This window comes from Mucilaginibacter rivuli (assembly GCF_019391655.1).
In the GTDB taxonomy this organism is placed as follows: domain Bacteria; phylum Bacteroidota; class Bacteroidia; order Sphingobacteriales; family Sphingobacteriaceae; genus Mucilaginibacter; species Mucilaginibacter rivuli.
Genome location: NZ_JAHXPQ010000003.1, coordinates 504156 through 519557 on the forward strand (window position 1 = coordinate 504156; position 15402 = coordinate 519557).

Below are 15402 nucleotides of genomic sequence, written 5' to 3' on the forward strand. Positions count from 1 at the left end.
ACAAGCAACAAGCATAATCCACATTTATAGATCCTTTTTATATATTGATTTTTCATGTTCGTAATTTTTATTAACAGCCAATGTTAAAGTGTGATATCTAAACCAAATACAAGCTGCTTAGTTAACGGATAAGCCAGGCCTCCATTCATTTCAGGATCGTAATCTTTTAAGAAATGGCTTTTTGCAAGCACTACCGGGTTTGTAACGGTGCCATAAATACGGAACCTTTGCAGTCCTATCTTTTTGCCAATGTTGCCTGGCAATGTATAGCCAAGTGTAATGTTTTTAACTTTAAAGAATGACCCGTCAACAAAATTCAGACCTGAAAAGCCGAGTGTCGAGGTCGAAGTAGTAACGTCCATCACCGGGAAATCGTTTGAAGGATTTGTTGGTGTCCAGTAGTTGAAATCAGCAGGGAATGTTCTTGAAGGGCTTGCATTGATTGCAAACGCACCTGGCTGGTACCATCCCATTAAATTGTAGCTAATGGTTTGCCCCCAGCGCATGTAACTATATACTGTCAAATCGAAATTCTTGTATTTAAAATGATTTTGAAATCCAAGTGACCAATCCGGAGAATTATGCCCAACAAATTGGTTATCGTTAGCACTGTAACTATAAAGTGAATTTGCTGCTGTAAGCGCAGGATTGAATTGTTGAGCCGCAGCCAGGTTGGCGTAGTAATAAGTGGTTGTACCATTTGCAGCTTGTTTGGTATAAACACCGGTGGCAAGCTTGGTCATTCCCGGAACATCAATTTTCAGATCGCCTGGGTATTTTCCAAAGGCTGCTGCGTCTGCCTCTTCGCCAATTTGCCAAACTCCGTTTACTTTATAATTGCGGAAGGAATTTACCGGCTGACCAAGCATCAGTGTGTATGATGTACCTGTATTAGCAACATTATCAGTATTATCGGTTATTTTAAGCACCTTTTCCCAGTTGCGTGAGTAGCTGATTGATGATGACCACTCAAAATCTTTGGTCACTACGTTTCGTGTGCTTAGCGCCACCTCGATACCTTTATTGTTAGTTTGCGCTATATTGATATTGGTTTGATAATTTGTACCCGGGGTATATGTGCCATAAATACTTGGCAGGGCCACCGCAAAAATAACACCGTTGGTGTTGGTGTTATAATAGTCTGCCGTCAGATTAATCCGGCCATTAAAAACAGAAGCATCTAAACCGAGGTTAGTACTTGTTGATTTCTCCCAGGCCAGATCAGGGTTAGTTAAAAATAACGAATTTCTGTAGATTGGTGTTGTTGTACCGCCCACGGATGAGTTAACTGCCTCAACATTAGAAACAGAACTGTACGGATCTATTTTAGCTGTACCGGTAATACCCCAGCTTCCGCGAAGTTTCAGGTCATCAAGCCAGCTTTTGGTGCCGGCCATAAATTTCTCATCAGATATCCGCCAGGCTGCCGAAAATGCTGGAAAAGTATCCCATCGGTTGGTTTCGTATAATTGTGATGCTCCGTCGTGGCGCACACTGGCCGAGAAAAGATATTTACCTTTATATGAGTAATTAAGGCGGCCAATTAAACCAAAACTTTTTGACATGGTATAAGATGTGATAGCCGTGGTATTTACATCTCCGGTAAATTTGTACCATTCAAAGTTATTGGAGGTAATGTTACTCTGGTTCATCTCGGTTTTATTATTTTGATTATAATAATATGAAGTAACACCGGTGAACGTCAATTCGTGATCTTTCCTTACTTTAAGATTATAGGTCAGAATGTTTTCCCACTGAAGCCCCTCATAACGGTCTTGATTAACCTTTGCTTTAGCAATATTGGCGTTTGCATAGGTATAACTTACAGAGCCTATCCCATCAAAGCGGTATGAATTTGAATAATCCATGTGTACGCCCGCACGCGACAAAATACTTAATCCTTTTATTGGCCTTACTTCTACATAAGGGTTAAAAAACACCTTCGTATTGTTATCAAGATTTTCATAAACACCGGGCTGATAATCAAGCAGCAGGTTATATACATTGTTGCCAAGCACTGTATTTAATGATCCATCAGGATTGTATGGTTGTATAAGGGGATCTGTGGTTATGGCATTCTCCAGTTTATCCTGCGCCTTATTCCTAACTACGTACGATGCCTGGAGGTTAGCTCCAATAGAAACCCAGTTTTTTATCTTATGGTCCAGGCGAATGTTGGTTGAATATAATTTGTAATCATCGCCCCTGTACTGGCTGTTCTCATCCTGCAGGTTAAAAGATACATAAGCTTTGGTAGCCTCTGTGCCACCTGAAGCAGCTAAACTATAGTTTTGCGTGTTTGGATTTTTTCGGAGTAAAACACCCGGCCAGTCAACAAACTGCCCTTGCTGATAAAGCGCATATCTTTGCGCGCCAAAAATTGTCGGATCGTCTGCCGGCGATTGCCATTGCGCCGAGGTGGTCACCGTGCCAACAGTATAGCTTTTTACCCATTTACTGTTTGCTTTATCTAATACATAACTGTATGCGTCCCGCTTGGCTCTCAAATAATCCTCTCCGGTAAGCATTTTCGGCAAAACCGACCATCCGTTAAAACCATAATAAGAGTTGAAATCAATATTCATTTTACCTGATTTTCCGCTTTTTGTGGTGATAATGATAACGCCGTTAGCACCGGCAGAACCATAAACGGCTGTCGCTGAAGCATCTTTCAACACATCTATCGATTCTATGTCATTCGCGTTAATAGTCGCGTAATCTCCGGGCAAACCATTAATAATAAAGAGCGGGGTACCGTCAGCCTTGAATGACCGGGTGCCACGTAGCTGTATGTTTACTCCTGCACCGGCCTGGCCCGAGGTACGGGTAATATCCAGACCGGGAACCCTGCCTTGTAGTGATTCTATAGGATTGGGGCCTGGCCTGGCTGTAATGTCTTCAGATTTTACCGACACCACAGATCCCGTCAGGTCGCGCTTTTTTGTGGTACCGTAACCAATAACTACTACTTCATTAAGGGCTTTGTTCCCATCTTCCAAAACCACGTGAATGTTATTTTTGCCTTTTACCGATACTTCCTGGGTTTTAAAACCAATAAAGCTTATCACCAATACGTCTTCGCCGCTGGCAAGGGTTATGGTAAATTCGCCATTGGCGTTTGCCGCGGCAGATTTTGTGCTATTTTTTACTTTAATGGTGGCACCGGGCACCGGCTCACCTTTACTATCTACTACTGTTCCTTTAACTGTAATATCAGCCAGGTTATTGGCTGTGTTGGCAGCTGCCTTTATATACGGCGCACCCGTATCCGCCAGGGCCGATACCGAAAAGGCAAGTAAAAAGGGGATCAGGAACAAGCATCCTCTGCCCAATCGCAGGGCAACGTCTTTGTGTAAAGTTGTGTTCATAACATGAGGTTAATTAATTGGTTTAATTATAATGAGCTTCTGTATTCACAGCCACCAATACTACCAGGGCCATCCTGAAATAGCTGATATTATCGTATTCAAAAAAAATGTACCGACTGATGATCTCGGCTAAATAATTGGTGTGAGCTTAACAGTTACTCGTTCAACAAATATCAAACAGAGTAGGTGCTAACAATTGGCAACATTTATCAACTTAATATACTATTTTATCATGAATTATTTAAGTACTTGTATTTCAATTATTTAACAAAAAAATAGCTGTTTTTAAATTTAGCGATGCCCTTTTATCAGTTATAAATTCGATACCTTTAGATAGCCGAATACAACCTTTTACCTATCGCTTAATAAATACTTATTTTATTTTAACAATTTGACTATCAGTTAAATAACCAAATAATCAAATAACGTTAAAAGTGATTGCTTCGCTAATAAGAACAATCTGCCGGGTGTTCACGCTTAATCTTGCTAAGGCAATTTGATCTACCAAATCGATCAAACTATCCCCTTGCCGAAGCGGGTTGTAGGAGCTTTGGAGAAATACTTGTTGAAAAATAGTATATTAGTTACACACCGTTTATGAGATACATGATAGGTATCCATGATACCAAATATTTCTCGCAACGGTTTAAAAAATAATGGGGGGTATTGCCCAGCGAGTATAAAAAGAAATTAACTGATGGTTAGTTACGCTGCGTAATCATGTGTTTGAAAAAACAAGCAGGTTTGAATTAGCTGGTATTTACTTTGTTGAAATTATATTTAAGATTATACATCTGTTTCAATACAAAAAAGGGGGCTTTACCGCCCCCTTTTCAAACTCTTTCAAAAATCGCAAAAATGCTTACTTACCCACCACTATACTATTTAAATAGTTTTCAAGATTAGTATACCCACTTTGGCCGAAAAGCTTACCGGCATCTTTGACATTTTTAGGATCGAGGCCGTGGCTGCTTTCCCATGCATCTGGTATGCCATCGCCATCAGTATCAGTTAAGGCGCGCGCGGGGGCAATTGTGCCTTGTCCGCCTGCATCAGCTTCAGTTTTAAATATCTTGCCTTCTTTACCTAATGATTTTAAATATCCAATGATGCGGGTATCCACAGCATCGCGATGTAAAGATGCGCCGGCACCGGCCAAAACTTTCTTATAGGCAGCCACGGCATCATCTGCCTGAACATTAGGTTTAAATGTAGGCTGTTTTTGCAATGTAGCACCTTTTACCGAGTTCGAATCGACAATAATAGCAGGTGTTACCTTTTTGCTTACAAAATCGGTATCGTCAACCATACGGCCGTTCAAGATGCCATCCTTATTCATATCCACATAATTACCGCGGTGGTAAACATGATCGGTAGTAGTAAACATACCTAAAAAAGCGTGGCCCGAGTTGGGCCCGGCTATAAAATAATTACCAATAATATCCTGGTAATGATCGGCGCCCGAGTGGCCGCCAACCAGGCCATTCACACCCCAGTTATATATTACGTTATTAACGTATTCAATACCGGCCTTAGCTTTAGGGTTACGGCTATGATTATCTATCCAAAGGCTATGGTGAACAGTTACATTATGCGGATCTTCAAACAAAGCGCCAAATCGCTGCGGATCAATAGGCTCACCTATAAGGCAATATTGCAGGGTAATGTTTGTTGTACCTTTAATGTGAAAATTATCCCAACGGCCCCACTCTACGGTAACGTGATCAAATATCACATCGGTGCAATTATCGGCAACTACGGTACAGGCTCCCCTCGACATGTTTATACTTCCGCGAAAGCGCATGTATCTTATAATATCATTGGTTGAAAAGCCAACCTTGTTACCATAAACTACGATACCCTCACCCGGAGCGGTTTGTCCGGCAACGGTAACTTTAGGAGCAGCAAGTATAGCGTCTTTTATCTTTATCACACCGGCCACATCAAACACCACGGTACGTTCAGGTTTGCTCACCGCGTCTCTGAATGAACCTTCGCCGGTATCATTTAAATTGGTAACATGATAAACCGTTCCGCCACGGCCCCCGGTTGCAAAGCGGCCAAAACCTTCGGCTCCGGGGAATGCCAATTGCTGCGCATAGCTAAATAAGGCCAGTAAACTGGTACAAACAGTAAGGTATATTTTTTTAGACATCAGTATTCTTATAAAAAAATTATTGCCAATTTATTGCCATTTGAATGGCAGGTACCAATTGGCTTTATCACTTAAACGGCTACGTACTGCCGCGGCATCGCTGGTATTACCGGCAGCATCAAATTTTGCCCCAATTTTGTTGGCAAGGTAATTAGGGTCGGTAGTTTGGCGTCTTAAAGCTATACGCAGCAAATCGGCCCAGCGGTAACCTTCATAAGCAGTTTCCAGCGCGCCCTCATCAATTATTTTGTTTTCGGTATCGGTAACAAGGTTACCTGCATCAAAAGTTACATTTTGATTAACGGCCCTGCCGCGGATGCCAACATTACGATACCAAACACCATTAACTGCGCCTTTAGAAGCATCAAAGTTGAAAGGATAAGTATCGGGCACACCGTTGTATGTTGATACCTTGGTTGGCAAACCGGTATACAAACCATCATTAATTAAAACGCCGGCAAGCTGGTTTCTGCCTTGCAGGTTGGCAGCTTCGGCATAACGTAAATGCAGTGTTGCCGCACGATAAAGCAGCCAGATACCTGTTTTGGTAGTCAGCGGTGATAACGCGCTGTAATTGCTTACATATTTTAGTACTTCCGGCTTGCCGTTAGTAATCCTGTATGAAGCGTTAGGCCCTCTCCTGTCGCCAATACCACCATCCGAACGTACCTGGTTATCCCAGTTGTTTATAGATAATACTGATGGCTTAACCAGGTATCCCGCTGAAGCGGAAAAGATGTTAATGAATGGATTTACAGCAAAGTTCTGATCGAGCGGCAAGGTCCACATGCGCTCAGTGTTAGTTTCAGACTCTGATAACAGATTCGAAAATATGTTTTGCCAAGGGTTTATGGTACCTGTGGTAAACAAGGTATTACGCCCGCTGTTATCGTTACCTATCTTGTAAGTATCGTACAAGCTAACGGCAAAATCGGCAGATGAGGGTGTATTGCTTCCGGTTTCCATCACGTCTTTATAGTACGATGATGCTTTAAGATAATTGCCTTTCCACAAGTTCAGATCGCCCAAAAAGCTGCGGCGGTGTATAAAAAATTTAGATACGCCATCTCTTATCGGATAAATACTTGTTGCCATAATGAGGGTTGGGCTTGCCGTCGAGGTATTCTGATCAAGGTATTTTTTTGGGATAGCCTCCGTAAAAGCGATCAGTTGGTCAAGTAACTGATCAAAGGTAAGTTTTGGAAACTTAGCCGCATCCGCAAGGTCATTAATATTCGCTATCGGATCAGTAACATAAGGTACGCTGCCATAATGTATGCCCAATTGCAGGTATATCCAGCTGCGCAGCACACCAATATCGGCATAGCGCTGATAGTACTGGTTATCATCAAGCAATTTATTTTGACGCATAACGTCAAAGTTCTTCATCGCGTCGTTACAGTTGTTTATTACTTTATAAAACGGGCGTGGGTCGGCATAGGGGTTATCGGCAGATACCGTGTGGGTGCTTAATTGCTTTAAATAAATATCCGAGTTGGATGTAACATCCAGCAGGTCGCCGCGAAGTTCGTTCAATAAAACGTACCTATCGGCAAGACCAACAAACTGGCCATATATACCTAATATGGCACCATCGGCGTCAAATATATTCTGATACACCTGGTTTTGCTGCAGGGCATCTTCGGGCTGTATATCAAAGGTTTTTTTACAAGAGGACATGCTGCCCATGCATAGCATCAGCAATAATGATCCTTTAACTAAACCAGATAAATTCTTGTTCATATACTATTTATTGTGTTATGATAACTAACTCTTATTTAATTACAGGCCTATACGTACACCTAACTGAACCGACCTGATCTGAGGCTCTAAACCTGTATCAATACCCCGGGCATAGGCGGTACTTGCCGCGCTAAACTCCGGATCGTAACCCAGGTAACGTGTAATAATAAACAGGTTACTGCCGGTAGCATATACCGTTGCCGACCTTAACAAACCGCCTTTTACAGGGACGTTATAGCTTAACGATACATTTTTAAGACGCAGGTATGAGCCATCCTCTATCCAGCGGTCAGAAAAACGGGCATTACCGGTTGGGTCGCCCCATGAAGCACGCGGTACATCTGTATTCTGGCCATTATTACGCCAGCGGTTAACAACATACTGCGTTTGGTTTTGAACACCACTTAACGACTCGAGCGATGCCCTTGTGCTATTATAAAGCTGGTTACCAACGCTAAAAGTAAACATAGTATTCAACGTCCACCTTTTATAGCTTAACGTATTAGTATAAGCCCCGGTAAATTTAGGGTTGGGGTTACCAATAACATCCCTGTCTTTACTGTCAATAACTTTATCATTGTTTATATCGGCAAAACGCACATCACCACCTTTAGGCGCAATTAAGTTTCCGTTAGCATCTTTATAGCTTAAGCCCGAAGCCGCGGCCTCAGCATCAGTTCTGAATATGCCATTGGCTTTATAACCGTAAAACAGGTTGGCAGGCATACCTTCGCTTGTAAGCATAGTGGCACCTCCATAAGTTACAGCAAAGCTACCATTAGGCAAGCTTAATACTTTGTTGCGGTTGGCTGCTATGTTAAGGCCCATATCCCACTGTAAATTGGCTTTGCTAATGAGGCGCCCGTTAACTGCCAGCTCAATACCATCATTACGCATGCTGCCGCTGTTGCTTACAATGTAATTAAAGCCCGATGCGGTTATTGCCGGCTGATAGATCAGCATATCGAATGTTTTGTTATGATAAGCATCAAAGCTGAAGGTAAGGCGCTCATTTAAAACAGAAGCGTCAAAACCAAGGTTCAGTTTAGAGGTGGTTTCCCATTTTAAACCCGGGTCACCAATATTTCCACGTACCAAACCCTCACGGTTTACAAAGTTTTGGGCTACGTAATAGGTTTTTGCAGCGTAGTTGCCAATATCATCATTACCAACAAAGCCATAACTTGCCCTAAGTTTTAACGATTCGATAAACTTAACATCAGCCATAAATTTCTCTGACGAAATAAGCCATGCGGCTGATAACGAAGGCAATGCTGCATATTTAAACCCGTTGATAGTTAATGAGCCCGGTATTTGTGTACCAAAACGAGATGAACCATCAACAGCTAAGTTGAAGGATAAAAAGTATTTATTATACGCTGAGTAATCAGCATTAAAATAAGTATTTAACCAGTTCCATTTGCCTAATGTTCCAACAATATCGCGGGTTGAGTTAACTGTTCCACTCAGGGTAACAAAGCTATCGCTGGCGGTATTAAAACCAATACCGTTGTCAGACTCGCTACTGTTGCTTGCAAACCTGAAACCTACGTTAGCAGATAGCTGGTGCGATGGGTTAAACTTAGTTTTGTAGGATAAACGCGTATCGTCATATAATGACGTGAAACCCTGAACATTTGCCATAACCACATCACTGGCAATAAAATTACTGAACGTTTGCGGCGCAATACCATTTTGAGGAATGAAAACATTCTCGCGCACTTTATCAAAAGTGAGGCCCAAAAGGGTCGAAACGGTAAATTTATTATTTAAAATATAATCAAACCCCGCCGATCCGAAAAACCGATAGCTGCGGCTCAGGTCCTGCATTTTTGTACTTGCTGCTGCAAAAGGGTTGCTTATACCCAATATATCGGTATCGGCGATATTAGGCGATAAGGCCCCGGTTGAAGAAACATCATAAGGCGATAAGAACGGAGCTTTAACCAAAGCTAAATACATGGGGTTGGTATTATACGCCAGGCCCTGGTCGCGCAGGTTTTGCTCACTTTTGGTAAAGGCCATATTAATTTTAGCCGTCAGCTTTGTTGACAGGTTAAGGTTGGCGTTAAACCTTGTTTGGTAACGGGTAAGGTTAGTATTGCTGGTTAAACCATTGTTTTTTAAATAACCCATTGATAAGGCATACGTAGCTATGTTATCGCCACCGGTTACTTTTAAATAATAGTTTTGGCTGTAACCACTACCTGTTACTTTATCCTGCCAGTTGGTATTTTGATGATAGGTGTAGTAAGAAGGATTAGCATTATCATTAAAATAAGGCTGCGACTGAATGATTGCATCGGTAAGGCCCGGTGCTGTTTTGAGCACATCGGCTAAGTAAACGCGGTAATCTGCAGCGTTCATAACCGGTAACTGCTTTATGTTGGAATTATATCCGCCATAGGCCGAAAAATCAAGGCGTGTAGCTACGTCTTTGGCACGGCCGGTGGTAATTAATAGTACACCATTGGCGCCTTTTGTTCCATAAATAGAAGCACCGTCCTTTATCACGGTAATATTATCAATATCCTTAACATCAATATCAGCCATACGATTTGTGGTATGGCCCGAAATTAACGAGGTGCCATAGTTATTGGTATCGTATATCATACCATCAACAACTATAAGCGGCTGGGTTGTAGCATAAAGCGAGCTATAACCATGTAAAAACAGGTCGGCCCCAATATCAGGCGTTCCTGAACGCTTTACCGCGTCCAAACCTGCTATGCGGCCCTGAATATAGGAGTCTGGCGTTTCACCCGGCCTGTCCCAGCTACCTTGCGTGTTAACAGAAACTACCGAATAAGGCAACGTATTTTTTGATTGCTGGCCATATGGTAATGTAACCAAACTATAAGCAGAATTGTAAGATTCTTCGAACAGGCTTACCGTAACAGCCGAACTGCCACGCAACGAAACTTCTTTGCGCTGGTAGCCCGGGCCGGAAATGTTAAGTGTAGCGTGTGTGCCCGGAACGTCAATTTTAAAGGCTCCCTTATCATCAGTTAAAGCAGCCGAAAAGCCCGGTATTGAAATATTGATACCCGGCAGTGCTTTACCTGTAGCGGCGTCTTTAACTACACCGCTTATCTGTATCTTTTGAACGGTATTATTGCCCTTTGTTGTAGTAGCAGTTGTTGGTGTTGTTTGCTGAGCCTGTAAGGGCACAGCGGCAGCAGCAGCCAAAACGCCTTGTATAAGAAGTATTTTTACCGGTTTTGTAAAAAAATGCATAAACTTTTATTTATAAATAACAGCGTTAATTAACTGGAACTAATTTGATATAATCAAGTGACAGCGCGGTTGGTGCCGTACTGGTAACACCCGTGGCCGAAACCAGGAATGTGTACAGTGTGCCGTAATTGGCAGGCGTGTATGTGCCTAAATAAACCTCGTTATAATTCAATATACCCGATGGCATGTAGCCTAATGTTGCAAGCTGTGTTTCGGCCGCTCTGGGGTAACGTGCAGTTGGACTAAAATCAACCTTCATGTTAAACGATGTGGTTAATATATCATTAACCGCGCGCCAGTAAACCTGGTATTTTGCCGTAGTAGCTACAGTTTTATACCTGTAAAAATACAGGGGATCAGGGCTTGAAGTAATGCTGGTATTCTGTATATCGGTATACTTTACACCATTTGGAGCCTTTTTAGTTTTGATGGTATATGCCGAGGGGATACGTAATGAATCGAGCGACTCTCCTTGTAATGTAATCACAGGTATCTTGTTCTGGAACATTGTGTAGCTAATGTTATTTACTACATAAGCTATGCCGTTACTTAACTGGCGTGTTTCAACAATGGCGCTTTTATCCAGGTGTATCTTCACCCCTGTTGTTGATACCATAGAGTCTGGCAGACTGTTAATGTTGTACACGCGGTTTATTACCAGGTCTTTTGTAATGGCAAACTGGGTAACTGTATCTGTTATAGTTGCCGATGTGCTTACATTATAGTATTTGCCTATCTTATTTCTTTCATTATCATAAGCCTGATCATTTAAAATGATATAAGTAACCAAACTGTCTTCGCTGCTGATATCGGCAACTTTCTGGAAATAGCTGTTTTTAACAACCGGGAAAGTAGTACCTGCCTGGTATACGGGTTTACCTGTAGCCGGATCAACATACAGGCGCACACCCTTTGATGTATCTACCTCGGTATGGAAAAGACTTTGTAAAAAAGCTTTTTGTTTACCGGCCACCGAACTTAACAAATACTCGTAAGCATTGGGCTTTGGCGCCGATGCCACATCAATAGTATGCAATACGCCGTTATTTACATACACATCAGCTTTTACAATATTAGCATCATCAAAAGTAGTTGCAGTAAAAGTGATGTTTTTTCCGCTCAGGGTTCTGATCTTTAAGGATGGCTGGGGCATCCTTACAAAATAAGCCTGGTACGAAATATGGTTACGTACAAACTTTTTAAGTTTCCCTGTATCGGCAATGATAGTTGGGTCGATAGCCTGCATGGCAGTATTGTTAGGCGCCCAAACCGTAAACGAGTTTGATGAGCCCAGCACTATATCATAGCCCGACTTAACCAGGTAGCTGTAAAAGATACTCAGATCGGATGTTTCACTGATCTGTTGCACCAATGTTTTATTTAGCGCCTGGTCTGTTATGGCATTGTGATCTTCCCAGCCTTTTTTACAGGCCCCCAGCATAAAAAAAGCAAGGAAAAAGATGGCACCTGCCGCATATATAATTTTAGATCTGATCATTTTATATGTATTCGTATAAGTTTTATGGTTTCAATTTTTCTTAAACTGATTTGTTATGGTATTATTGAACCATCGGGATTGAACTTAGGGTTCTGCTGGTTGGCATTTACCGGGATAAACTGTAGCATATCTATATTATTGGTAGTTTGCGTACCGTTAATTGCCGTTAGCCTGAACCAGTACCTGCCTGTTGTGGTAACATTTACAATACCCATTAACCTTGCCACCTGTGCCCCTGCTGTACTTGCCATATAGGTTTTATAACCAATAGCTTCTTCGGCCTCAAAATCAATAACACTTACCCCGTTAACGGTTTTGTTTATACCCGGGCGCTTGGTAATAAAGTTGAGTGTACGGGCATTAGCCAGCGGGAACCTGTCGGCAGTACCATCAAGGCCCATAGATGCAGCCACCTCGCAAGATGTGCCACCGTTACTTGTTGATTGTTGTTGCGCAAAATAACCTACCCAAACTTTATACTGGCCACGTACCAGCAATGGTGTTCTAAACTCAACCCATAACGGGTAACTGCCGCTAACGCTCAAAGGCACTTTCAAAACATCAATATTATAAGATGTTTTGCTTGTACCCGCACTTGTACCGTACAGGTATTGTGGCGTATTAGCCGTGTTAGTACTGATAGCGCCCGAAAATTTGATATCGGCAATGGCTTTTATTTCGGTATCGGTTAGATAGATATAGTTGGCCTTTTTATAAACCGCGGTATTCTTCATAATATCCGGAATGGCACACACATCAAAAAATACAGCATAAGGGTAACGCACTTTGATGATAAAGTTTTTTGAAGCATCGTGCAATACGCCGTTGCTGGCAGATATATCGCTCAGCGGGCGGTTAAGTATAAAGCCGGGTTCATACACCCCGTTAAAATTATCATCGTTTATTAAAACAGTTTGGCCTGATAATTTAGTTGTTAATACCTGTGATGGTGCGAGTGTGGGCTGCGCGTTATCCACTATAATATCGGCCAGGTATTTTGCACCATATATAATGTGGTTATCCATAAACAAGTGCAAACTATCTGTCGTCAGCTTAGGGTTACCTGTATTAGAGTACTTTGCTAAAACCGACGCGTAGCTGCTAAAGCCAGCCAAATTGAAAACAGAATCGGTTTGTGCTATTACCGTTAACCAGCGTTTTGCACTATCAGGATTATTTGCCGGTACAATATTAAGGGTATCATACAGCGTAGTTGCCTTCATAATCTGGGTAAATATGCTGTATTTAGGGTTTGCCTCGATAGTTTTAGCCAGCGTTAAACGAGCCGGTATTAAAACATGATCGATTGTATGGATAAGGCCATTACCTACTGATATATTAGGTGTAATGATATAAGCCTGCCTGTTTACCCATATTTTGGTTACGCCACTGGTATTAACTGCACCTGTAATTAAATACTGCCCGTACATGGTTAAATTAGGTAATTTACCATCAGTAAACCTTGATACTGGTATAGAGTCTTGCAGTAAATGAAACCTTACAAAGTCTTTCCAATCGGCGGCACTTACATCTTCTACCGCGTTTTTGCCAATATCTTTAAGATATAGCTTTATGGCGCTGTTAGTAGGCGCAAAAAAGGTATACGAGCCATACGCTTTTAAATACGATGCCGTTCCGGATATGTTCAATATCTTGCTCAATTCCGAAAACTGATCGGCATTATTTTCAAAATATTGAGTAATGTTTACCGTATCGGATGTGGTGTGTTTGATCGATTCCTTTACACATCCCCATGCACAGATCAATAGTACGCTCACAAACAGAACGTATGCCATTGGTTTTTTAAAGTTTCTTTCCATGATCTTTAAATTTTATTGGTAAAATGAGTTTTGTACCAACAATTTGTTGGTTTGTATTTCGTATGAAAAAATTGGCAGATAATGACTGCGGTGGTCGCGATATTTATTAATTACCGATTGCTGTTTGCTTGGTAGCGCGCTGCTTGCAACAATATCCAGCAAAATATTTTCGTTAGCGTAATTATTACGCTTTGCATTACGCAGTATATCGTACCATCTTTTGCCTTCAAAAGCAAATTCGCGGGCACGTTCATTAAACACATAAGTTGATACCGATAAGGCCGATGTAAAATCAGGATCGGCAATAGTTACATTATTAACGCTTGCAAACGCGTGGCGGCTATTCCTTAACTGTTTAACAAGGTTTGTAGCCACTGTGCCATTGTTAACATCGCCGGGTTTTACCCATGCTAATGCTTCTGCTTTCATTAGCAAAACATCAGCATAGCGGTACACAAACCAGTGCGTGTATGATGTTGTAACGCTTTTACCGGCAGTAAATTTGTTTATGTTGCTATTTGACTCAAGGAACGAGGTACCACTCCCCCTTACATCTTTATTTGAAGAATCGTTAATGTCGATCCCGAATAAATTACCTGCAACCACCCAATCAGCCGCATTAAACTCATGCGATGGGTTGGCAAACATGGCAAAGAACGGGTTAAGCGCCTGCAGGTTATATTGAAATTCAAATATGCCCTCTACCGAATTTCCGTTAGTATAAACATTATTAAAAAAATCTCCCTGTAGTATACCTTGTGGCAATAGTTGATACATGTTTGATTGAATTACCACATCGCAGGCATCAATAGCGTTCTGGTAATCTTCCATCCACAAATAAGCATCGGCTAAAATGGTATAGGCAGTGTATTTCGTTATTCTGCCTTTGTCATCAGCCATGTTACCGTATGATGGTACCGCGTTTTGCGTACCAAATTTCAGATCTTCTATAATCTGGTTATACACGGCCTGCTGGCTACTTTTCGCGATAGGTTTTAAATCTGTATCACTTGCTGTTGCATCTGTTTTCAATGGTACTTCGCCAAAGGTGCGCAGCAGATAAAAATACATCAGCGCCCTAAGCGTCCTTGCCTCGGCCAGGTAAGCGTTTAACGTCGGCTGGGTTAAGGTATTATCATTTTTGATAACATCCGGACCATATTTTATAACAAGGTTACAGTAATTAATGGTCCTGTAAATAGCCTCCCAGTTAGCTAATGAGTTGGTTGATACCAGGTCATCATGCAACATATCCAGTTCATCGCGCTGTATGGTGCTTAAACCTGATGATGATTGCCCCGAAGCTGTAGGGTCATTGGTAGGCTGTACCATATCGGCACGCAGCTCGCCCCAGGCAAACAGGTATTTGGCTAATGGGATAGTTTTTTTTGTAGTAGGAATTATTAATGACGCGTAGCAACCAGCAACACTGGCATCAAGCTGCTCTTTGGTTTTCCAGTAATCCTGCCTTACAAGGCCATCCTGTGGTTTTACATCCAGGTATTTATTGCATGATGATGTTATACCGGCGGTTAAGATAACAACCAGTAACAGAAACTTATATTTGATATTGTTGATCAT

The 15402-nt window shown here is 41.8% G+C and carries 7 protein-coding genes; all 7 read right to left on the minus strand.

Annotation, left to right across the window (positions count from 1 at the left end; all coding sequences use genetic code 11):
• Positions 1 to 83: 83 nt before the first annotated feature.
• The 7 genes from KXQ82_RS09485 to KXQ82_RS09515 all read right to left on the minus strand — a co-directional run bounded on the left by KXQ82_RS09485 (position 84) and on the right by KXQ82_RS09515 (position 15402).
• Positions 84 to 3368: a SusC/RagA family TonB-linked outer membrane protein gene (locus KXQ82_RS09485; protein WP_219487946.1), complete on the minus strand. Its 3285-nt coding sequence runs from the start codon at positions 3366 to 3368 to the stop codon at positions 84 to 86.
• Between the two features lie 862 nt (positions 3369 to 4230).
• Entirely contained in the window at positions 4231 to 5523 is a 1293-nt protein-coding gene (locus tag KXQ82_RS09490) for a hypothetical protein (RefSeq protein ID WP_219487948.1), read from the minus strand.
• A gap of 30 nt (positions 5524 to 5553) precedes the next feature.
• Positions 5554 to 7266, minus strand: a complete 1713-nt coding sequence (locus tag KXQ82_RS09495) for a RagB/SusD family nutrient uptake outer membrane protein (protein WP_219487949.1) — start codon at positions 7264 to 7266, stop codon at positions 5554 to 5556.
• Positions 7267 to 7305: 39 nt separating this feature from the next.
• Entirely contained in the window at positions 7306 to 10503 is a 3198-nt protein-coding gene (locus KXQ82_RS09500; protein ID WP_219487950.1) for a SusC/RagA family TonB-linked outer membrane protein, read from the minus strand.
• Between the two features lie 25 nt (positions 10504 to 10528).
• The gene (locus KXQ82_RS09505; RefSeq protein WP_219487951.1) at positions 10529 to 12001 is read right to left on the minus strand and encodes a fasciclin domain-containing protein; all 1473 of its coding nucleotides are present in this window, start codon (positions 11999 to 12001) and stop codon (positions 10529 to 10531) included.
• Between the two features lie 53 nt (positions 12002 to 12054).
• Positions 12055 to 13821: a fasciclin domain-containing protein gene (locus KXQ82_RS09510; protein ID WP_219487952.1), complete on the minus strand. Its 1767-nt coding sequence runs from the start codon at positions 13819 to 13821 to the stop codon at positions 12055 to 12057.
• 12 nt (positions 13822 to 13833) lie between these two features.
• Entirely contained in the window at positions 13834 to 15402 is a 1569-nt protein-coding gene (locus KXQ82_RS09515) for a RagB/SusD family nutrient uptake outer membrane protein (RefSeq protein ID WP_219487953.1), read from the minus strand.

Bases quoted from the DNA above. Each gene is read 5' to 3' on its own strand.
- KXQ82_RS09485 (WP_219487946.1), bottom strand. From the start codon at position 3,368: ATGAACACAACTTTACACAAAGACGTTGCCCTGCGATTGGGCAGAGGA.
- KXQ82_RS09490 (WP_219487948.1), bottom strand. From the start codon at position 5,523: ATGTCTAAAAAAATATACCTTACTGTTTGTACCAGTTTACTGGCCTTA.
- KXQ82_RS09495 (WP_219487949.1), bottom strand. From the start codon at position 7,266: ATGAACAAGAATTTATCTGGTTTAGTTAAAGGATCATTATTGCTGATG.
- KXQ82_RS09500 (WP_219487950.1), bottom strand. From the start codon at position 10,503: ATGCATTTTTTTACAAAACCGGTAAAAATACTTCTTATACAAGGCGTT.
- KXQ82_RS09505 (WP_219487951.1), bottom strand. From the start codon at position 12,001: ATGATCAGATCTAAAATTATATATGCGGCAGGTGCCATCTTTTTCCTT.
- KXQ82_RS09510 (WP_219487952.1), bottom strand. From the start codon at position 13,821: ATGGAAAGAAACTTTAAAAAACCAATGGCATACGTTCTGTTTGTGAGC.
- KXQ82_RS09515 (WP_219487953.1), bottom strand. From the start codon at position 15,402: ATGATCAACAATATCAAATATAAGTTTCTGTTACTGGTTGTTATCTTA.